The sequence below is a fragment of the Staphylococcus devriesei genome (assembly GCF_002902625.1).
Lineage (GTDB): Bacteria > Bacillota > Bacilli > Staphylococcales > Staphylococcaceae > Staphylococcus > Staphylococcus devriesei.
Genome location: NZ_PPRG01000010.1, coordinates 42,842 through 64,844, shown reverse-complemented (window position 1 = coordinate 64,844; position 22,003 = coordinate 42,842). Strand labels below are relative to the sequence as shown.

The following is a 22,003-nucleotide window of genomic DNA, read 5'->3' as shown; positions in this document are numbered from 1 at the left end:
CAAAATAGTAGTATTTAATTGAATTGTGAATAATAAGAGCTATTATAAATTAAAAATAGAGAAATATTAATAGTCAAAAATAAAAATATTTTGTCAATTTCTTTATGAAAGCGTTAAAAATTTTTCTTGATACACAATATAATTAAATTTTTAAGTATATAGTGTTGTAGTTTTGAATACATTTAATAGCGTAAACAAATTTAATTCGGTGCATAATAAAAATAGATTTCGAGACAAATTGTCTAAGATAAAATGATAGGTAATATATAGCTAATCAAGAATCTTAGTCAATTTTCGAAATTAGAACGTATTAATTCTATAAAACATCAATGAACAACAACTTAAAGAATATGAGCACCTAGAATATAATGAATAAGCACAATATTCTTTTTTAATTGTCATATGCAGATGCGAACTCCACTTCTCACATCAATGTGTATAGAGCAGTCTAATAGTTAATTGTTAATTTAAATAGTTAATTTCGCTCTTGCCACCTCAAATCAAAATTCAAGCCACATTGATAATTAAGGAATACTATTTGAATAACCTCATGATGACTCAACAACATAGTTAATAGTATTCACTTAATAATGAGATTAAGTCAGACAACACAACTATCTACCATTCATCACAGAATCAGACTAAGCATCTGTATCATGAGCAATAGGCATTATTAGTAGCAAACATGAAAGAATATTCTTTTAATAGAAAGAATAGAATTAATACATGAAAAGAGGCTAGGAGCAAGACAGAAATCTTATGCCATTCCAAGATTTCATTGTCTCGCTTTCGGCCCTTTATTTTTTTGATTTCTTAAGATAGTACTTTGTTGTAAATAAGTAACTTTGTATTTATCGGCAAGTGTTTTTAGGAAATTAAGCAATTCGGTGCTAGAAATATTGTCGTTGATAAAATCTTCTTTCAACGAGAGAGAATGAGCTTTTTCAGAACTAGTAGCTTTCTTTTTAAAATAGCCCCACATATGGTCATAAGTATTAATAATTGATCCTTTAGTAGGTTCTTCCCGAAGTCCTTTATCAATCATATGTTGTACCTCTTCTAAACTAGGAGAATCTTTTAATAATTGTCGAATTTCTTCATAATAATATTGGCTATGAAATAAAATATGATATTTTTCTTCTCTCCATAGCTTTTCAATATATCCACGTTCTTTCATAGGTCATCTCCTTTAAAATCATTAACTATACTAATTTTATTCGCAAGTTCTATTATTTATTTTCCCTAAAAGTGCGAGGTACATGTCTGTATAACTAAATTTGTCTAATTTTAGAAAATTAAAAAAAGATATTGCTTTCTATTTTGGAACCGGTTACAATATCGATAAGTATTAGAACCGGTTCCATCGAAGAGGAGGACAATTGAATGAATTATAAGCAATCAGCTGAAGATATATTACAAGCTATTGGCGGAGAAGAAAACTTAGATGCTATGGCTCACTGTGCTACAAGGCTCAGACTTGTACTAAATGACGAGAGTAAAGTAGATGAAGAACAATTAGCTAACATGGATGTAGTTAAAGGAACATTTTCAACTGGGGGACAATATCAAATTATTATTGGCTCTGGAACGGTCAATAAAGTATTTAATGAATTAGAAAAACTGACTGGTAAATAGGCATCAACCACTGCTGATGTTAAAGATAAATCTTCGAAAAATATGAACCCCTTACAACGTTTTGTGAAGATGTTATCTGATATCTTTGTTCCTATTATTCCTGCTATCGTTGCAGGTGGTTTATTAATGGGGATTAATAATCTTCTAACTGCCCCAGACTTATTTTATGATAATCGATCGTTTATCGAGGTGCATAGTCAATTTGCTGGTTTAGCAGAAATGATTAATATCTTCGCGAATGCGCCATTTACATTGTTACCGATACTTATAGGCTTCAGTGCTGCTAAACGCTTTGGAGGCAACCCATTCTTAGGCGCAGCATTAGGTATGATTTTAGTTCATCCAACATTAATGAGTGCGTACGATTTTCCAAAAGCAGTAGAAGCAGGCAAAGCTATTCCACATTGGGATTTATTTGGCTTACATATAAATCAGGTAGGTTACCAAGGGCAAGTATTACCGATGTTAGTTGCAGCTTATATCTTAGCTACTATTGAAAAGTGGTTACGTAAAGTCATACCTACAGTATTAGATAATTTACTAACACCGTTATTATCTATCTTAGTCACAGCGTTTCTAACATTCTTATTTGTAGGACCTATTACGCGTCAACTCGGTTACTGGTTATCAGACGGCTTAACTTGGCTATACGAATTCGGTGGAGCCATTGGTGGATTTATCTTCGGGTTATTCTATGCGCCAATTGTTATAACAGGTATGCATCATAGCTTTATAGCAGTAGAAACTACGCTTATTGCAGACCAAGCTAAAACGGGAGGTTCATTTATCTTCCCGATAGCTACAATGTCTAACGTTGCCCAAGGTGGCGCAGCTTTAGCAGCATTCTTAATTATTAAAAATAATAAAAAACTTAAAGGTGTCGCTTCCGCAGCAGGTATTTCAGCATTATTAGGTATCACTGAACCAGCTATGTTTGGTGTTAACTTAAAATTAAGATATCCATTTATTGGTGCCATTGTAGGTTCAGCTGTTGGCGCAGCATATATATCATTCTTTAAAGTTAAAGCAATTGCCTTAGGTACTGCTGGACTTCCAGGTTTCATTTCAATTAATCCTGCACATTCAGGTTGGTTACATTACTTTATAGGTATGCTAATTGCATTTATTGTTTCAGTAACTATTACGTTAATATTATCTCGTAGAAAAATGTATAAAGCTGCCGTTGAATAAGGAGCGGGTAATAAATAAACAAGGCAATTTCTAATGATATGAATAGAAATTGCCTTGTTTATACTTTAGAAGTGCGAATGAATTCTAATTTGTCTTCTTAAAATATTTAAAGTTTCTGTTTACGCCATAAGAAAATACCAACAATAGTGACAAGAATTAAGGATATGACAAGGATAATAATCCAAGAGGCATAACTTTTATCATCAATCGGAAGTGGCACGTTCATACCAAAGAAACTAAATACTAAGGTAGGTAACGTAAGTAAAACTGTAAATAGAGTTAAAGTTTTCATAATTGTATTCATTTCATTGGATAATAGAGAAGAATACGAAGTAGTTACACTCTCTAAGATACCAGTATACAATTCCGTAGTTTCAATCGCTTGGTTATTTTCAATCACTAAGTCTTCTAATAAATCCTCATCATCTTCAAATCGCTTAATCGCAGGTAAGCGGAATAATTTTTTAATTACCGTGTCATTACCTTTTAAAGCAGCTAAGAAGTAGACTAAGCTTTTTTCGACTTCCATAAGTTTATAAAGCTGTTTATTCGTAATATTATTTTTTAGTTCACGTTCAATACGAATTCGTGATTTATTTAAAAGTCTTAAATTTCTGTTGTAGTGATTTGAAATCGTTAGTAAAATATCTAGCGCGAAACGACTGTGATATTTTAAATTAACGTCATCTTGACGTGCGTAATTTTCTAAAAATTCATTTTCAGCGTCACAAATCGTTAGAACAAGACCCTTACCGATAACGATACCTAAAGGAATGGTAACGAAAGACAATACGCGACGACTTGATGAACTCACAATAGGTAAGTCAATGATGATAAGGGAGTAACCTGTATCTTCATCATATTCTATACGCGCACTTTCATCGGCATCCAATGGGTCTCGAATAAAGTCTTCAGGAAGATTAAATTTTTCAATTAACTCTTCAACTTCTTCTCTTTCAGGTTCTACAACATTAATCCATGATGCAGAATGATCTAACGTAGTTTCAACAATTTCGTTTGTTGCTGAATGTTTATATGCAGTTAGCATGGTTAATGATTCCTTTCATATTTTCTTAGTTTTAGTTAATTTTAGTACGCTTGTAATGGTTTTTAACCATAATTCTGAGTGGTCCATTATAGATAATTTTGAAAATGTGTTGTGTTAAGTCTTCAACTGATATTCGGTTATTATCTCTTACCCAGTACTTAATAGTTGAAATTGTAGCACCTGACACATAACTATGAAAGTACATTTCAGGTATGCCGTCAATTTCATGGTCAATGCTTATGAAATTTTGCATATTTTCTTGCATTAAAGTGTGAATTTTATTTTCCAATTTACTTTTACGCTCTAATTGTAAGATAGTGTGATAAAACTCCATGTTATCAGCAATATGCTGTAAAATATTGGACAAAATATCGTTTATGAACATATTTGCGATATCTTCGGGGTTATTGCCTTCTAATTGATTAAATTGAGATAATGACTCAATTTCACCAATACATTCATCTTCCATATCATCTAAAAGAGAATATTTGTCTTCGTAATGTAAATAAAAAGTTCCACGATTAATATCAGCTAAATTTGAAATATCTTGAATAGTTATCTTGTCGAGATCTTTTTGTTTTAGCAAATCTGTAAAAGCTTTTTTAATGGCCGTCTTAGTTTTACGAACACGCCTATCTTCTTTCATAAATAACGACCTCCTGATAGTTAATAGACAATAATATAAAATATGTTCAATAACATACGGTATGCAAATAATTGACTATTGTTAATTTTTAACCTCCTTATTATAATTTACAACGTACTAAATATTCAACACATTGTTCAGTAAATTTAAGGAGGTATAATATTCATGAATATTTTTAAAAGTAAATTACTATGGCTTGCACCAATTGCAGCGATTGCATTATTAGCATTATTCGCTTTGGCATTCTATCCTGCGTTTAACCCTAAACCTAAATAAATGCCAATCGCAATAGTTAATAATGACAAAGGTGTAGACATTCAAGGTAATAAAGTAAATATCGGGAATAAAATTGAAGATAAATTAATGGATAGTGATTCAGACACTGTTAAATGGGTTAAAGTGGACAAAGAATCAGATATTAAAAAAGGTCTTGAAGATGAAAAATATTACGGGGCAGCTATTTTTAATAAAGACTTTTCTAAAAATGCGATGAGTAAAACACAAAAAGTAGTAATGGATAGCAAAAAGGCTGAAATGAAAGAGAAAGTGGAATCTGGAGAAGTACCAGCAGCTGCTGCCAAACAAATGCAAGAAAAAATGGGTAACCAAAAAGTTGACGTTAAAAAAGCAACATTCAAAACAATTGTAAATAAAGGTGCAAGTATGCAAGCATCTCAAATTACAGGCAATGTTTTAGATGGTATGGGTAGTAATTTAAATAAACAAATTACATCTCAAAGCTTAAAACATTAGAAAAACAAGATGTGAAAGTGAATGCTTCAGATATTAAAGGTATAACTAATCCAGTTAAAGTGGATAACAAAACAATTAATAAAGTTAAAGATCACCAAGGTGGCGGTAATGCTCCATTCTTAATGTTTATGCCAGTATGGATGAGTTCATTAGTAGCATCAGTATTATTATTCTTTGCATTCAGAACTAGTAACAACTTTAAAATTCAACACAGAATCATTGCGTCATTTGGTCAAATGTTATTAGCAGTTGTTACAGCGTTTGTTGCAAGTTTCGCGTATGTTTACTTCATGCATGGTGTATTAGGCTTTGAATTTGTTCATACTAATCGTGTAGCAATCTTCTTAGCTATTTCAATCTTAGGATTTATCGGGTTAATCTTAGGTATCATGGTATAGCTTGGTATGAAATCACTCCCAATCTTTGTATTATTAATGTTCTTTAGTATGCAACTGATTACATTACCAAAACAGATGCTTCCTAAAGGTTATCAAACATGGGTATATGACATTGACCCATTCACACACTATACAACAACACTAAGACAAATCATTTATATGGGACATCCTATTGAAATGAATTCAACAATGTGGATGATGATTGGATTTATTATCTTTGGAGCAGTATCTAGTTTAGTAGCAGCTATCGTCAGAAAACATAGTACTAAACGTACTGAAATCCCAGCATAATCATTTTTTCCTCAATGTAGTATAGCTATATATTATATTGAGGATTGATTTTAATGATAAATAAACTGAATATTTAAACTTTAATATATCGATTGACTATATCGGGAAAGAGAGTATTATATTCGTTAGATATCTAACTAAATGAGGTGAAGATATGGAATTAACATATCAATATTTATTAAGGACGTTAGCCCATGAAATGAAAAATTATGCTGATCATAAACTAGATGAATATAATGTTACTCAAGAACAGAGTCACACGCTAGGTTATATGTATCGTCATAAAGAACGAAGTATAACGCAAAATGAACTAATTAAAACATTTCAACGTAAGGGGTCTACAGTAAGTTCAACTTTGAAAAGCTTGGAGAATAAGGGGTTTATTTATCGCATGGTTGATCCTAATGACTCAAGACGTAAAAATTTAAAACTTACAGATGCAGGTAATGAACTTGTAGAATCATTTGTTAGTATTTTTGGTGAAATAGAAGCGATTTTAGTTAAAGATTTTAAGGAAGAAGAAAAAGCGCAGTTGAGTAGTTTGTTTGAGCGTATGTTAGATAATATTAAAAAAGCTAATTAATATAAGACTTTAATAGCATTATAAGTAGTCTTAATTTAATATAAAATATTTGACTAATTTAAGTTAGACGATAGTTACTATTGCTAAAGTGGGAAGACGAAAATAGTTTATTCAAATAGGTTTCGCTCCCGCTATCTTTTTCAACGTATAGTTAGATATCTAATTATTAGATATCTAATATTTAAAGGAGATTATGGAAATGAAAGACGAACAATTATATTATTTTGAAGAATCACCAATTATTAAAGCATTGATGCACTTTTCTTTACCTATGATGATAGGGTCATTATTAAGTGTGATATATGGTATTTTAAATGTTTATTTTATCGGTTTTTTAGACAATAGCCATATGATTTCAGCCATTTCTTTAACATTACCAATTTTTGCAGTGTTAATGGCATTTGGTAATTTATTTGGTGTAGGCGGTGGAACATATATTTCTCGTTTGCTTGGCGCTAAAGATTATACTAAAACGAATTACGTAAGTAGCTTCTCAATTTATAGTAGTATTATTTTAGGTGTGATTATAGCAATCATCACATTGCCATTTACTGATCAAATTGCGAGTGTTTTAGGTGCAAGTGGAGAAACATTACGCTATACAAGTGACTATTTAAAAATAGAATTTCTAAGCACACCATTCGTTATCTTATTCTTCGTACTTGAACAATTTGCACGTGCTATTGGTAAACCAATTATTTCAATGGTTGGTATGCTTTCAAGCGTCGTTTTAAATATGATTTTAGATCCAATTTTAATTTTTGGTTTTCATTTAGATGTTATTGGTGCGGCGTTAGGTACTGCAATTTCAAATGTAGTAGCTGCATTATTCTTTGTTATTTATTTTGCTAGAAAAAGCGATGCACTATCATTAAATATTAAATTTGCAAAACCAACAAAAGCGCTTATGCAAGAAGTGTTTAAAATTGGTATTCCAGCCTTCTTAATGGTAGTACTAATGGGTGTAACTGGTTTAGTATTAAACTTATTCTTAGCACACTATGGCAATAATGCCATCGCAAGTTATGGTATTTCATTTAGACTTGTACAATTTCCTGAATTAATTATTATGGGACTTTCTGAAGGTGTAGTACCGCTAATTGCTTATAATTTTGTTTCTAATAAAACGCGTATGAAAGATACAATTAAAGTTGTTATTATGACTATCGCGATTATCTTTGCTATATGTATGACAATAGTTTTATTATTTGGTCATTCAATCGTTCAATTATTTAGTACTGACTCACAAATTGTTACATTAGCTACATTTATTCTTAAAGTGACAATGACATCATTATTATTAAATGGTATTGGCTTCTTGTTTACTGGCATGTTACAAGCAACTGGACAAGGCCGTGGAGCAACTATTATGGCCATTGCACAAGGTACAATTATTATTCCGGTATTATTTGTAATGAATGCTTTATTTGGCTTAGTTGGTGTGATTTGGTCATTACTGATTGCCGAAACAATTTGTGCGTTATTAGCTATGCTTATTGTTTATTTATTAAGAAATCGTCTTACTGTTGACACTCAAGCTTTAGTTGAAGAATAGGTGCTAATTATTATCTCCTAAGCTATATGATTTGGCAGTAGTTGTCTGAAATGAAAATACGTTAAAATCGTACTTTCTTCATCTCCAGCCAACCTTGCCGGGGCGGGACGACGAAATCTTTGAAATTTGGCAGTAGTTGTCTGAAATGAAGATGCGTTCGAATCTCACTTTCTTCATTTCTAGTCAACCTTGCCGGGGCGGGACGACGAAATCTTGGAAATTACATTAGCTTTCTGTCCCGCTCCCTCTTTTTTGGATAAAAAGTGACAAATTAGAATTATTATTGTTAAATAGCATGTATTATCTTATTATTAATAAATGAGTAAATTTTTATGGGGGACGTCAATGGTGAAAATTAAGCGAAGTTCCAAAGTAGTTTTAGCAATTATGATGATGCTTTTATTTGTTCTAGTTCCAAACGTTCAAAACATTGCATCTGCACACGCTACTTTAGAAAAAACAACGCCTTCACAAAATGGGGTAGTATCTAAAAAGCCTGATACTATTGAACTGACATTTAACGAACCTGTTAATGCCGATTATTCAGGCCTTACTATATATAATGATAAAGGTAATAAGATTGCTGACATTGACCCGACGACAACAGGTCATTCTCAGGTATTAACGTTTCCTGCTGATAAAGTAGGAGAGGGTACCCATCAAATTGAGTGGCATACCGTTTCAGCTGATGGCCACGAAATTGGTGATCGATTTGAATTTTCTGTCGGAGAAAAAACAGCTAATGGCGTAGATACTTCACCTGCTTTTTATGAAACGCCAGACTTTTGGTTTGGATTATTACGATACATAGCGGAAGGCGCTACAATTTTATTAGTCGGACTTTATTGGTTAAATGGTATTGCACGTCGTAATAATTTATCTACATTCGATATTTTTCCAAGACATTTAGCAGTATCATTAATTATGATGATGGGATATTTGATGTCTCTCGTCTTATATTTAATGACCTTATCGTCAGACGTGTTAGACGCAATACTCACGCTTAACCCTAATACATTAATTCAATTCCCTTATATTTTAAGTTCAATTGCATTAATTATCTTAAGTGGTTTATTTGTATTACGTAATATGGAAAAATCATGGTATTGGATTATATCGATTGCGATGATATTAGCGTTAAGTATGTCTGGACATGCATGGTCGCAAAGTGTGCCACTTTGGTCACTTCTACTTAGAACGATACACTTAAATGGTATTAGTTTATGGTTAGGCGCACTGGTCTATCTCTTGGTTTCAGTATTTACTAGAAAGAAAGATGCTGTGGATTTATTACGTGAAATCCTATTCAAAGTTAATGCAAGTGCAGTAGCGCTTATTATTCTTTCTGGTATATTAATGTCTATAGATGAAACTAAAATTCTTTCAATCTGGTCAAATATGCAAACATGGACTATATTCTTAATTGTTAAAGTCGTAGGTACGTTTATTATGATGGGATTAGGTTTCATGCAAACGACTCGTGCATTAAACCGTCGAAATAGAGTAAATAAAGTTTCATTGATTGTTGAAGTCACAATAGGTGTGATTTTGATACTTATTGGAGTAATTATGAGTCAAATTAGTATTCCATAAGAAGGAGAAAAAAGATGATAAAAAAATTATTAGCAACGAGTTTAGTACTCTTCTTTACAATGGGCTTCTTTAAAATCGCAGATGCCCATGTTACGTTAAACCCTAAAGCAGTTGAACCGGAATCTTATGAACGCGTTGATGTACGTGTTCCGGTAGAACAAAAAGATCATACAGATAAAATCGAATTAGAAGTTCCTAAAGAAGCTCAAGTTGTCAATATTCAACCTGTAGAAGGCTACAAATATAAATTAGACAAAGATAAAAAAGGAAATATCACTAAAATTACATGGAAAGCTAAAGACAAAGGTATTGGTCCAGATGAATTTATGGACTTTCCACTTGTAGTAGCTAGTCCTAAAGAAGAAGGTAAATATACTTTTAAAGCAATTCAATCATATGATAATGGCGATAAAGTTAAATGGACTGGTAAAGAAGACAGTGAACATCCAGCACCAACACTAGAAGTTAAAAAAGATGCTAATGCAACAACAGTTAAAGAAGAAAAATCTAATGATACGGCTAGTGAACAACAAAGTTCAGGTGGTTCAATCGCATTATGGATTGTCTCAATCATAGCGATTATTTTATCATTAGTAGCTTTATTCAAGCATTCAAGAAATAAATAGATATTTAATCTAGTCGGAGCGAAACTATAAAATCTTTGAAGTTTAATTTGATTTTAGTTTCGTTCCTTTTTCATATAGCAATATTCTTACATATTTTGTCACTTTAAAGATGCTTATTTTCAATTATAATAGTAATGTGAGGGAGGATTTTCATATGCGCAGATTATTATATGCTTTCTTAGTCTATATGATAATTGGATTATTTAGTGGTTTTTACTACAGAGAATTGACTAAAGCACATCATTTTACGGGCGACACACAATTATCAGTAGTACACACACATACCCTTATTTTAGGTATGTTTATGTTCTTAATATTACTTTCGCTTGAAAAGTCATTTAAACTAAGTAGTTATTACTTATTCAATTGGTTCTTTATTGTTTATAATTTAGGAGTAGTTGTCACAATAGGTATGATGGTAACTAAAGGTACATTCCAAGTTATAGGTAAAAGTTTCCAACCTGAAGCATTTGCTGGGTTTGCAGGTATTGGTCATACAGGTATGCTAGCTGGGTTATTGTTACTCTTCTTCTTATTGCGTCAAGCCATTTTAAAAGAACCAAAAGATTAATATGTAATACAAATATTTACAAAAAGAAATGGGATAGCATTCCCTAAATATTATTTTTAAAGAGGCTGAGTCATTAATATAAAATGGGTCAGCCTCTATTTTTAGCAGTAGTCGACTGAGTTGAGATTAAAACATTAACATTTTACGTTTTACAAAACTGATAAGCGTTGTACCTCAAGCAAGATTCCCGCCAGATACGTCATAATTTAATATAAATTGAGAGCTAATTTTGCTCCCGTCAATTTTTTAGTGAAAAGATGTATGATAGACAAACGGCATTTCTTCAATATTAAATCAACATATAGTATAATGAATGAAAATTAATGATAATTGTTATCATTTAAAAATAGAGAGAGCCTTGGGAGGAAATCGTATGCAAGATGTAACAATAATTGGAGGAGGCCCTGCAGGTCTTTTTGCCAGTTTTTACTCCGGATTACGTGGGATGTCAGTAAGAATTATCGATGTTCAAGATAAATTAGGCGGCAAGATGCAAATCTATCCTGAAAAGATTATTTGGGATATTGGAGGTGTAGCACCTAAGCCATGTTACGAAATTATTAAAGATACAATTAAACAGGGACTACATTTTAATCCAGAAGTTAATTTAAATGAACGCGTAATAGATATTCGCAAATTACAAGAACGTCATTTTGAAGTAGAGACTGACCAAGGCAATATCTATGAATCTAAAGCAGTTATTTTTGCTGTAGGTGGTGGGATTATTAATCCTAAACCACTTGATATTGAAGATGCTGAACGTTATCAACTCACGAATCTGCATTATGTAGTACAATCGTTCTCCAAGTTTAAAGATAAAAATATTTTAATCTCAGGTGGAGGGAATACTGCACTTGATTGGGCAAGAGATTTAGCTGAAATAGCACAATCTGTCACTTTAATATATAGAAAACCAGAAATCCGTGGTTATGAAGCAATGATTAATGTTCTAGAAGATTTAAATGTCAAACTGCTTCCTAAAACCCAAATTAATAAACTTATTGGTGATACAGATTGCGAGCGAATTCGAGAAGTACAATTAAAAAATATTGAAACTGGTGACGTCATTACCCAATCATTCGATGATGTAATTATTAGCCATGGTTTCGATCATGAAAACCCATTATTAAAAGAGTGTACTTCTAAGTTTGATTTACATGATGAATATCGCGTCAAAGGCTTTGGCAATACTACTACGAGCATTCCAGGTATCTTTGCTTGTGGTGACGTTGTTCATCATGAGGCGAAAGTTCATTTGATTGCGAGTGCCTTTAGTGATGCGGGTAATGCCGCTAACTTAGCTAAAACGTATATTGAACCCGATGCCTACAAAGAAGGCTACGTTTCAAGTCATAACGACATTTTCAAAGAATCTAATAGAGCGGTTATTAATCAATATCTATAGCTAGTGAGATAAGAGGGGGAAAATGATGATTCGCTACTCGAATGAGCCACCTAAACCTAGAGCATATTGTGATTTACGAGTGAAAGCAGGGATGAGTCCGAAATCAGAAGAAGCGGCACTTAAAGGGCTACCTAACGCTTGTTATAGTATAACGATTTATGATGATAATGTACTTATTGGTATGGGTAGGGTGATTGGTGACGGAGGTACTGCCTTTCAAATTGTTGATATAGCTGTGGATCCAGCATACCAAGGTCAAGGTTATGGTAGAATTATTCTTGAAAAAGTAATGACTTATATTGAATCGATTGCTATGAAAGGAACTTATGTAAGTTTAATTGCTGATTATCCTGCAGATAAGTTATATGAGAAATTAGGCTTTAAATCGACAGAACCTAAATCAGGTGGCATGTATATCGTTTATTAAAGCATTAAAATGGCTTGCAAGGAGTTCTAAATGAATTCCTTTCAAGCCATTTTTATTTAACAATAGTTTAGTTTTATAAACTACGTATTATCTGACGAAGCTTTCATAGGGGGGAGCGGGACAGAAATCTAATGCAATTTCTAAGATTTCGTAGTCCCACCCCGGCAAGGTTGACTAGAAATGAAGGAAGTGAGGCTCGAACGAATCTTCATTTCAGACAACTACTGCCAGGTCGAGCCACGGTCTCGACGCTCATCCAATTCCCTCGGGAGTCTCGCCAATAATACTGCGTTAATTGCATATGATTTTATATTTCAATTCAACCTTAAATTAGAATTGTATTTTTTCTCTTAAGATATTATATACTTTTATTTATTAAAGTCGATAACGATGCGGCCTGTATTTTCATGGTTTAATACTGTTTCAATAGCGTCTGGTAAGTCAGAAAATGAAACGACACGTTTAATATCATGTAATTGATCTGATTTTAAATCTGTAGCTAAACGTCTCCACACGCGTTCACGTAATTTCATAGGTGTAAATACTGAGTCGATACCTACAAGGCTAACACCTCTTAAAATAAATGGATGAACTGTTGTGCTAAAATTCAATCCCCCAGTTAAACCAATGAGTGCGACGCCACCATTATTATCAATATGTTTAGCTACATAAGGTGTACCTTCGCCACCAATTGGATCAATCGCAGCTTGCCATGTACGTGAACCGAGTGGCTTATCGTCGTTGTCAGTAATGCGATTGATAATATCTTTAGCCCCTAATTGTTCTAATTTATTAGTAGCTTCTTTATTACCTGTACTTGCGATGACTTTGTAACCTAAGTTAGAAAGCATCATAACTGCTAATGATCCTACGCCACCTGAAGCTCCACGAACTAGGACTTCTCCACCTTCAAGTGTCATAAAACCTGCTTTTTCTAATTTTTCAATTGCTAATCCTGCAGTATAGCCAGCTGTACCATAAATCATCGCTTCTTCTAAAGTGAGGTTATCTGGAAGTTTAACAATCCAATCCGATTTCACTCTAGCATACTCACTGAATCCACCATAATGACTAACACCTAAGGCATAACTTGTCGCAATTACTTCTTCACCCTTTTCAATAGTAGGGTCATCAGATTCTACTACGACGCCTGCTAAATCGATACCAGGAACCATTGGGTATGATTTAACGATATTATTATTGTCAGTTATTGCTAAGGCATCTTTATAGTTAATACCTGAATAGTGTACTTTAATTAGTACATTACCTTCAGATAGATCATCAGTAGTCATTTGTTTATAATCACTATTAATTTGGCCTTTTTCATTTTGATCCACTAAAAATGCTTTGAATTGTGTGCTCATATGTTATGACTCCTTTTAAAAAAATAAAATTCCAACTTTAAATTATATACCCTTATTGCATTTTATGCATTCTTAAGAGTTATCAGGTTAGCTAAAAATATTAAAACTAAAGTTTCATCAAAATATAAAAATTTTGTTGATTAAAATTAAGATAGAATTGTTATTGACATAAAATAGAGACAAACTTATAATTAATCTGATAATGATTATCAATTGAAATTGAAGGGTTTTCTAAGGGTAAAATTGGGAGTAGGCTAACATTCTGAATGAGCTAGCATAGAATAGGTTTTTTAAATAATTTCAAGATGGCTATAGCGTTCTCAATTAAAAGATTCAGCGTCGATAGATAATCACTGAAACTTAACTGAGGTGAAAAAATTATGAAAAAATTACCAACTATTTTATTAGCGTCATCATTACTTTTAGCAGCATGTGGAACGAACGACCACAATGATGATAGTAGTAACAAAGATAGCTCATCACAAAACTCAAGTAGTAAGAGTGAAAATAATAAAGCGTTAGATAAAGCTACAAAAGAGTATAAAAAGTACACAGATAATCAACTTGATAAATTCTTAGATGGTACAGAGCAATTTGTATCAGCAGTCAAAGATAATAATATGGAAAAAGCTAAAGAATTATATCCTAAAGTACGTATGTATTATGAACGTTCTGAACCTGTTGCGGAAGCATTCGGTGATTTAGATCCTAAAATTGATGCACGTTTAGCAGATATGAAAGAAGAAAATAAAGCAGATAAATGGACTGGCTACCATAAAATTGAAAAGTCTCTTTACCAAGATAACAAAATAGATGAAACGACTAAAAAAGATGCAGATCAATTATTGAAAGATGCTAAAGAACTAGATGCTAAAGTAGATACGTTAGATATTACACCTAAATTAATGTTACAAGGATCAGTTGACTTATTAAACGAAGTATCTACATCTAAGATTACAGGTGAGGAAGAAATCTATTCTCATACTGACTTGTACGATTTCAAAGCCAACATTGAAGGTGCACAAAAAATTTACGAATTATTTAAACCTGAATTAGAGAAAAAAGATAAAAACTTAAGTAAAGATATTCAAAAGAACTTTGATAAAGTAAATAGCTTGTTAGATAAGTATAAAGATGGTGACGGTTATAAAGATTATAGCGCAGTAACAAAAGAAGATAGAAAAGCTTTATCTGACGCTGTAAACTCTCTTGGTGAACCGCTAAGTAAAATGGCTGTGGTTACAGAATGAGTAAGATAGACGAACAACAAAATTCAAACGTTTCACGTCGTTCTTTTTTAAAAATGCTAGGTATAGGTGGCGCCGGTGTAGTTATCGGCGCTAGTGGTGCAGGTAGCATTTTCTCTTTTAAGTCAATGTTTGATACACCTGAGAACGAAGATAAAGATGCCTTTGAATTTTATGGGCGTGTACAAGCAGGTATAACGACGCCTACACAGAAAAACTGTAATTTCGTAGCTTTAGACTTAAAGACTAAAGATAAAAGTGCAATTAAAGATATGTTTAAAAAATGGACGCAAATGTCAGTTAATATGACTGATGGTGAACCTGCTGAAAAAGATAGTCAAAATGAATTGTTACCGCCAGTAGATACAGGCGAATCAATTGGACTAGGTGCTAGCAAGTTAACGTTAACGTATGGTGTTAGTAAATCTTTTTTGAAGAAAGTAGGCTTGTCGTCTAAAATCCCATCAGGCTTTAAAGACTTACCACATTTTCCAAATGATCAATTAGATGATGAATATAGTGATGGGGATATAATGATTCAAGCTTGTTCTAACGACCCACAGGTTTCATTTCATGCGATTCATAATTTAATTCGTCCTTTTAGAGATATTGTTAAAATGAAATGGTCTCAAAATGGATTCGTATCAGGAAAGTTAGAAGAAACACCGAGAAATCTTATGGCTTTTAAAGATGGCACGGTTAATCCACGAAAGAATGATGAACTAAAAGATTATGTCTTTATTAATGATGGTTGGGCTAAAAATGGTACCTATTGCATTATTAGACGTATCCAAATTCATATTGAAACTTGGGATCGTACCTCTCTAGATGAGCAAGAGGCGACTTTCGGACGTAAACGAGCTTCTGGCGCGCCTTTAACCGGAAAAAAAGAATTTGAAAATCTAGATTTAGATGCTAAAGATAGTAGTGGTAATTATGTTATTGATCCTAATGCACATGCGCGTTTAGCACGTGAAGTTAAGACATCAATTAAACGTCGTGCTTATAATTATACGGATGGTACAAATGCTAAAACAGGTGCTTTGGAAACAGGACTAATGTTTATTTGTTTCCAAAAGTCTACCCAACAGTTTATTGATATTCAAAATAATTTAGGCCATAAAGATAAATTAAATGAATATATTACACATCGAGGTTCTGCATCCTTTATTGTCTTGCCAGGTGTAAAAAAAGGAGGCTATCTCGGTGAAACCTTATTTAGTTAAACTATTAATCGCTATAGCACTTATCTCCACAGTAATGAGAATTACACCTTCACTTACACAAGTTCATGCAGCTGAAGATAGCAATATAAGCGATGTGTATGTTGCCATTACTGATGCTAAATCTACCATAGAAGATAAAGATAAAAGCGATAAAGAAAAGAAAAAAGCCGTTGAAGATATTAAAGCAAAGGTAAATGCTTTAGATATTAAAAATAATAAAGAAGGTAAAGATGTTAAATCAAAACTAAAAGATCTTGATCACACATCTTCGCTAAATAAACAGGACAATAACTTATCAGAACTGACGAAATCACTTATTGCATATGAAAATGCTGTGTCGACTAAAGATGTCTCTGGTGAAATAAAAACTTTAAAACAACAAGTTGATTCAAAAGATAACAAAGTAAAGGATGCAATTAAAAGTAAAAATACATCTGAATTACAATCTATCAACAACAGTTTAAATCAGATTTGGACGAGCCATGAAACATCTATTCGTAACTATGATGAAGGTAAATATGGTCAAATCGAAGTTAACTTGATGCAATTCCGTGTAGCGGTTCAAAAAGAACCATTTAATGCTAAAAAGGCAGATAACGCATGGACAACATTCAAATCGAGTATTGATACAGTTGATCAAAAGCAATCAAATGAAGAATCTGGTAAATACAAAGTTACACAATTAAATGATGAATTAGATAAAGCTATTAAAGGTATTGAAGATAATAATTTAACTCAAACTGATGATGCTTTGTCTAAATTTGTACAAGTATGGCCATACGTTGAAGGTAAAATTCAAACTAAGAATGGTTCATTGTATACAACGATTGAGGATAAAATTCCATATTATCAAAGTATTTTAGATAATAGTAATAAAGATAGAGTTAAAAAAGGCTTACAAGAAATTAATTCAGATATTAAAGATACAGTAGGCCAAGACAGTTACTCATTTGTAGATGTTATGATTATCTTCCTACGTGAAGGTTTAGAAGTATTATTAATAATCATGACATTAACAACTATGACACGGAACGTCAAAGATACTAAAGGTACTGCTAGTGTTATTGGTGGTGGTATTTTAGGATTAATTCTAAGTATTACGCTAGCCATTGTCTTTATTCAAACACTAGGTAATAACGGTTTATTACGCGAAGGTATGGAAGCGGTACTTGGTATTATAGCCGTCGTATTGATGTATGTCGTTGGTATCTGGATGCATCGCCGTTCAAGTGCACAACGATGGAATGAAATGATTCAAAATATGTATCAAAGTGCGATTAGTAATGGAAATCTATTGCTTTTAGGTACAATTGGATTAATTTCAGTTTTACGTGAAGGTGTAGAGGTAATTATTTTCTATATGGGTATGATTGGTAGCATTACGACATGGGATTTCGTACTTGGTATCGCTTTAGCCATAGTCATCCTAATTATCTTTGCATTCCTATTCAGATTTATAGTGAAACTTATTCCTATTTATTACATCTTTAGAGTACTATCAATATTAATCTTTGTAATGGCATTCAAGATGCTTGGTGTAAGTATTCAAAAATTGCAATTATTAGGCACTGTTCCGCAACATAGTATTGAGGGCTTACCTACAATAAGCATTATTGGTTTCTATCCAAGTGTTGAAACGATTGTAGCACAATTGATTTATATTATATTAATTATTTTCTTTGTTTTGAAGAATCGTAAAGATAAAAAAGAAACACCCGTTAAATAAAAGTTGACTAACTAAAGCCTCGAATGAGTTCTAGAATGACACTCACTCGAGGCTATTTAATATGGATAATTTAATATTTGAAATTATGTGCGATGTGTAATTTTAGCAATTAACATACTGAATTCAAACAGTATGATTAAAGGTAATGTAAGTAATAAATTTAACGTCAAATCTGGTGGCGCTATAATGCTTGCAACTACAAAGCATCCAAAATAGATATACTTACGATACTTTTTAAGCTCTTTGATATCAATTAAATCAAATTTAGCTAAACCCATAAATAAGGTCGGTAGTTGGAACAATAAGCCGAAAACAAGCAACCAACGTATCAGTTCATGTAAATAAGCTTTAAAACCAATAACAGGTTGAATGTCTAAAATAGCTGATAGATTTATTGAAAAATTAATAATTAATGGGAAACCTATGAAAAATGCGAAAACAACACCAATAATAAATAATAATGCACACCAGATACTATATTTATAAATAAATCCTCGTTCATGAGGATGAAGCCCTGGCGCAACAAAAGCCCATAATTGATAAAAAATAATCGGGATAATTAAACATAAAGCTACAAAGAAAATAATCATTACGTAAATCTGTATCATTTCAGTAAACGAAAAAGCATGTAGTGTAACGTGAGCGCGTTTTATATAATGGATAAATGGTTTCATCCACCAATAAGAAGAAATATATACGATAATGACAGAAATAATAAAAGCAATGAACACTTTGACAATTCTCGAACGTAATTCATCAAAGTGCTCTAATAAGGTCGAGCTATTTTGACTGATCTCGTTGTTGTTTAGACTCTTTACTGGGAGTATCATGCACATTATCTGAATCTAGATCCTCAGCGGCAGATTTAAATTCTTTTAACGTACTTCCAATTGCTTTGCCGAATTGCGGTAACTTTTTAGGCCCGAAAATAATCAATGCAATTATACTAATAATGACTAAACTGGTAGGCCCTGTAATGCCTAATACAAACATATCTTGGAACATAGGAAAAACCTCACTCTATTTTATACTAATATCATCTTTACTTTATACTCATTGATAAATATTATCAATAGAAAATTGCTTATTCACAAATTAAATATATTTAAATGTTTGAAAGTAATATAATAAGGAATAAATTATTAATTTTTATATCTGCCTAAGGGGGAGCTAGCTATGACTGAACATATAGAAGTAATTCAAAAAGAAGAAGTAGAAGCGCTTAGAACAATTTCAGAAACTACATTTCACGATACCTTTGAAGGTGAATATAGCGCGAAGATTTTCAAACGTTTTTCACAAAAAGTTACAACGAAACGCTATTATTAGAAGAGTTAGATAACCCACAATCCTTCCATTATTTTTATAAAATTGATAATGAAATTGCTGGATATTTGAAACTTAATATAGGAGAAGCGCAAACAGAAGACAAAGGGGAAGACTATTTAGAAATTCAACGTATCTATTTTTATAAGCAATTTCAAGGCAAAGGCAGAGGAAATAAATTTATTGAATTGGCTTTAGACAAAGCACGTGAACTTAATAAGTCTAAAATATGGTTAGGTGTATGGGAATATAATGAACAAGCACTAAGATTTTATAAGAACAAAGGATTTAAAGTTACTGGCCATCATGAATTTATTACTGGCGAAGTGGTTGACACCGATCTTATCATGGAAAGAAACGTATAACAGAATAAATATTATAAACGATATAAAATAGGCATGAAGACGATTCGCAACACTTAGGACCCGTCTTCATGCCTATGATTTTAATATTTATGTTAGTGCTCTTCATTTAAAATATTGCGCATTAACTGTGTTAATCTTTTTAGTGAATTATTTTTCTCATTAATTAGCGGATGTTGATTAATATCTAATAACGTGTGATTGACTAAATTGTCTGTTAATAGAGTGGCGTCAGTATACCAAACTTTAGATAAACTTTGCATTACGTCTCCATAAACGCCACGCTCATCTTTATAAGCCTCATGATTTGGTGTAAATAAACAAACTTTTTTTCCAATTGTTAACGCATCGAAAATAATTGAAGAATAGTCAGTGACTACTACATCGGCCACCATTAATAAATCTTGTGTCTCGATATTTTTTGGTGCTTCGATAACATTCTCAGGAATGGTATCTTTACTCTCAACATGGCCTTTATAAATAACATGATATTCTTCTAATATTTCAGGCGTAATAATTAAATTCTCCGCACTTTCATTTGATGTGTGCCATGTTGGTGCATATAACAAGATTGGTTTCGTACGATCAACATTTAACGAGTCTTTCACTTTCTTATGATGATTTTTGTCGTGTTGATAATGTAATAAGTAATTTACTCTTGGATAGCCGTACGGAACAAATTGTGTATTATGATTTGGAAAAGCTGTTTCAAACAAGCCTTCAGCAGCAGGTGAATCAGTTAAAAAATAATCTTGTTGCAACCATTTATTATATTTACGTGCTCTATAATTATAAATGTTTTTATTTTGATATGGTTCTTTGCTGTCTAAGAATAACTTTTTAATTGGTGTTCCGTGCCATAATTGAATTACAGTGCCGTTAGGTTTGAATTCATCTGGGATATAACTTTCTAACACTACAATCTTAGCTGTTTCAATTAATTCCTTATTGCCTTCTGCGTCGGTAGGTAAGAAATAAGGGCCACGGCGATCGTTAGTAATAAAATATGCTTCAGTAGTAGGATTTCTTTTCACAAAATAATTAAATAAATATTTTGAATTTCCTCTATATCCATAATCGAACCCTAAAAATACGACGTGATTTTTAAGTTGTGATGGGTCTTTTTCGTAAACATAACTTAAATTACGGTGTTTCTTTAAAGCATGATTATGCATTTTGTTATAAATCCATTTAGGCAATTTAAATTTAGTCGTTACTAACCAGCTTTCCGCAAATCGCATTTCCTCTTCTTTATAAGGATATTTAAACTTTGAGTACGGAACAGTATGGCCGTGTATGTATGCTAATTTATTTAAATCGAAATGATTTACCTTTTTAATATCATGAATATCGAGCGATTTCCAAAATGCTTTACTCGTTGGTAAGTCACTTACAAAATCAAATAATACATGCCCATCAATATCTATTTCGTCTTTTAGCACTGTAATGACTGCTAAATCCATAATAGAGTGGATATCGTATTTTGATAAATGAAAGAGTGCAGTGTCAATATTGTAAATTAAGTTTGGATAATGATTAATATTTTTCATCCAAGATAAGAAAGTTAATTTGTCATCGCCGAAATAGCGACAATCATTTAAATATAATGCATTAATCGTATAGTCAACGGCAATAGAATGACTTGTTAATTCAACTGCCTCAAGCATGTCTTGATTAATTTTAATTTCATTAGAATACGGAATAAAATGTGAGAATCCTGCTGATTTGGCTTTATTAAGTTGTAATTCAAGATGTGACATATTAGAAATATTTATTTGTTTAATCATCATACATTATCCTTTTGCTCGTAAATTTCTTATGTACATTTTACCATGCGCATTTAAAAAAATCATAATAACGAAGTTTTGACTCTAAATTTGATTTTAATTTATATGATAAAAGTATATGATTATTTATGAAAAAATAATTTTGTTAAAAAAATCACAATTTTTTAACTAAAAGTACTATATACTATTGTCATTTAAGTAAAAAGGTGTTATATTTTCCTTGTGAAAATGTTCACAAGAAGA

17 protein-coding genes and 3 pseudogenes are annotated in these 22,003 nt (G+C 32.1%); 13 read left to right on the top strand and 7 right to left on the bottom strand.

Annotation, left to right across the window (positions count from 1 at the left end):
• Positions 1-775: 775 nt before the first annotated feature.
• A complete protein-coding gene (locus CD147_RS02085) occupies positions 776-1,177 on the bottom strand; it encodes a YbgA family protein (protein ID WP_103165792.1) in 402 nt (133 codons plus the stop codon).
• Positions 1,178-1,383: 206 nt separating this feature from the next.
• Between CD147_RS02085 and CD147_RS02080 the strand changes: the two are divergent.
• Positions 1,384-2,826, top strand: a pseudogene (locus CD147_RS02080) (sucrose-specific PTS transporter subunit IIBC).
• Between the two features lie 106 nt (positions 2,827-2,932).
• On the opposite strand, the gene CD147_RS02075 reads toward CD147_RS02080, so the two are convergent.
• Both CD147_RS02075 and CD147_RS02070 read right to left on the bottom strand, forming a co-directional pair.
• The gene (locus tag CD147_RS02075; RefSeq protein WP_103165791.1) at positions 2,933-3,874 is read right to left on the bottom strand and encodes a magnesium transporter CorA family protein; all 942 of its coding nucleotides are present in this window, start codon (positions 3,872-3,874) and stop codon (positions 2,933-2,935) included.
• Between the two features lie 31 nt (positions 3,875-3,905).
• On the bottom strand, positions 3,906-4,520 hold the full coding sequence (locus tag CD147_RS02070; RefSeq protein ID WP_103165790.1) for a TetR/AcrR family transcriptional regulator: 615 nt from the start codon (positions 4,518-4,520) through the stop codon (positions 3,906-3,908).
• 165 nt (positions 4,521-4,685) lie between these two features.
• On the opposite strand from CD147_RS02070, the pseudogene CD147_RS02065 reads away from it, so the two are divergent.
• The 8 genes and pseudogenes from CD147_RS02065 to CD147_RS02030 all read left to right on the top strand — a co-directional run bounded on the left by CD147_RS02065 (position 4,686) and on the right by CD147_RS02030 (position 12,722).
• Positions 4,686-5,962, top strand: a pseudogene (locus tag CD147_RS02065) (ABC transporter permease).
• A 154-nt stretch (positions 5,963-6,116) separates the two neighbouring features.
• On the top strand, positions 6,117-6,545 hold the full coding sequence (locus CD147_RS02060; RefSeq protein ID WP_103165789.1) for a MarR family winged helix-turn-helix transcriptional regulator: 429 nt from the start codon (positions 6,117-6,119) through the stop codon (positions 6,543-6,545).
• Positions 6,546-6,744: 199 nt separating this feature from the next.
• Entirely contained in the window at positions 6,745-8,100 is a 1,356-nt protein-coding gene (locus CD147_RS02055) for an MATE family efflux transporter (RefSeq protein ID WP_103165788.1), read from the top strand.
• Positions 8,101-8,445: 345 nt separating this feature from the next.
• Positions 8,446-9,693, top strand: a complete 1,248-nt coding sequence (locus CD147_RS02050) for a copper resistance CopC/CopD family protein (RefSeq protein WP_103165787.1) — start codon at positions 8,446-8,448, stop codon at positions 9,691-9,693.
• Positions 9,694-9,707: 14 nt separating this feature from the next.
• Positions 9,708-10,319: a YcnI family protein gene (locus CD147_RS02045; RefSeq protein ID WP_103165786.1), complete on the top strand. Its 612-nt coding sequence runs from the start codon at positions 9,708-9,710 to the stop codon at positions 10,317-10,319.
• A 154-nt stretch (positions 10,320-10,473) separates the two neighbouring features.
• Entirely contained in the window at positions 10,474-10,890 is a 417-nt protein-coding gene (locus CD147_RS02040; protein ID WP_103165785.1) for a DUF2871 domain-containing protein, read from the top strand.
• A gap of 373 nt (positions 10,891-11,263) precedes the next feature.
• The gene (locus tag CD147_RS02035; RefSeq protein ID WP_103165784.1) at positions 11,264-12,295 is read left to right on the top strand and encodes an NAD(P)/FAD-dependent oxidoreductase; all 1,032 of its coding nucleotides are present in this window, start codon (positions 11,264-11,266) and stop codon (positions 12,293-12,295) included.
• A 25-nt stretch (positions 12,296-12,320) separates the two neighbouring features.
• Complete coding sequence (locus CD147_RS02030) at positions 12,321-12,722, top strand: GNAT family N-acetyltransferase (RefSeq protein WP_103165783.1); 402 nt, start codon at positions 12,321-12,323, stop codon at positions 12,720-12,722.
• Between the two features lie 368 nt (positions 12,723-13,090).
• On the opposite strand, the gene CD147_RS02025 is transcribed toward CD147_RS02030, so the two are convergent.
• Entirely contained in the window at positions 13,091-14,086 is a 996-nt protein-coding gene (locus tag CD147_RS02025; protein WP_103165782.1) for an acrylyl-CoA reductase family protein, read from the bottom strand.
• 380 nt (positions 14,087-14,466) lie between these two features.
• Here CD147_RS02025 and efeO point away from each other — a divergent pair, with 380 nt between their 5' ends.
• From efeO to CD147_RS02010, 3 genes are read left to right on the top strand one after another with little or no spacing between them, the layout of a single operon-like run.
• On the top strand, positions 14,467-15,336 hold the full coding sequence (gene efeO, locus CD147_RS02020; protein ID WP_103165781.1) for an iron uptake system protein EfeO: 870 nt from the start codon (positions 14,467-14,469) through the stop codon (positions 15,334-15,336).
• A complete protein-coding gene (gene efeB / locus CD147_RS02015; RefSeq protein ID WP_103165780.1) occupies positions 15,333-16,559 on the top strand; it encodes an iron uptake transporter deferrochelatase/peroxidase subunit in 1,227 nt (408 codons plus the stop codon). Before efeO ends, efeB begins: the two co-directional genes overlap by 4 nt.
• A complete protein-coding gene (locus CD147_RS02010) occupies positions 16,540-18,285 on the top strand; it encodes an FTR1 family iron permease (RefSeq protein ID WP_103165779.1) in 1,746 nt (581 codons plus the stop codon). The genes efeB and CD147_RS02010 overlap by 20 nt, the downstream gene beginning before the upstream one ends.
• A gap of 83 nt (positions 18,286-18,368) precedes the next feature.
• Here CD147_RS02010 and tatC read toward each other — a convergent pair whose 3' ends face one another.
• A complete protein-coding gene (gene tatC, locus CD147_RS02005; RefSeq protein ID WP_103165778.1) occupies positions 18,369-19,115 on the bottom strand; it encodes a twin-arginine translocase subunit TatC in 747 nt (248 codons plus the stop codon).
• Positions 19,066-19,290 carry a twin-arginine translocase TatA/TatE family subunit gene (gene tatA, locus CD147_RS02000; protein ID WP_103165777.1) on the bottom strand — a complete coding sequence of 75 codons (225 nt, stop codon included), beginning with the start codon at positions 19,288-19,290 and terminating at the stop codon, positions 19,066-19,068. The genes tatC and tatA overlap by 50 nt, the downstream gene beginning before the upstream one ends.
• A 171-nt stretch (positions 19,291-19,461) precedes the next feature.
• On the opposite strand from tatA, the pseudogene CD147_RS01995 reads away from it, so the two are divergent.
• A pseudogene (locus CD147_RS01995) lies at positions 19,462-19,976 on the top strand (GNAT family N-acetyltransferase).
• A gap of 92 nt (positions 19,977-20,068) precedes the next feature.
• Here CD147_RS01995 and CD147_RS01990 read toward each other — a convergent pair.
• Positions 20,069-21,760, bottom strand: a complete 1,692-nt coding sequence (locus tag CD147_RS01990; RefSeq protein WP_103165776.1) for a CDP-glycerol glycerophosphotransferase family protein — start codon at positions 21,758-21,760, stop codon at positions 20,069-20,071.
• Positions 21,761-22,003 lie beyond the last annotated feature (243 nt).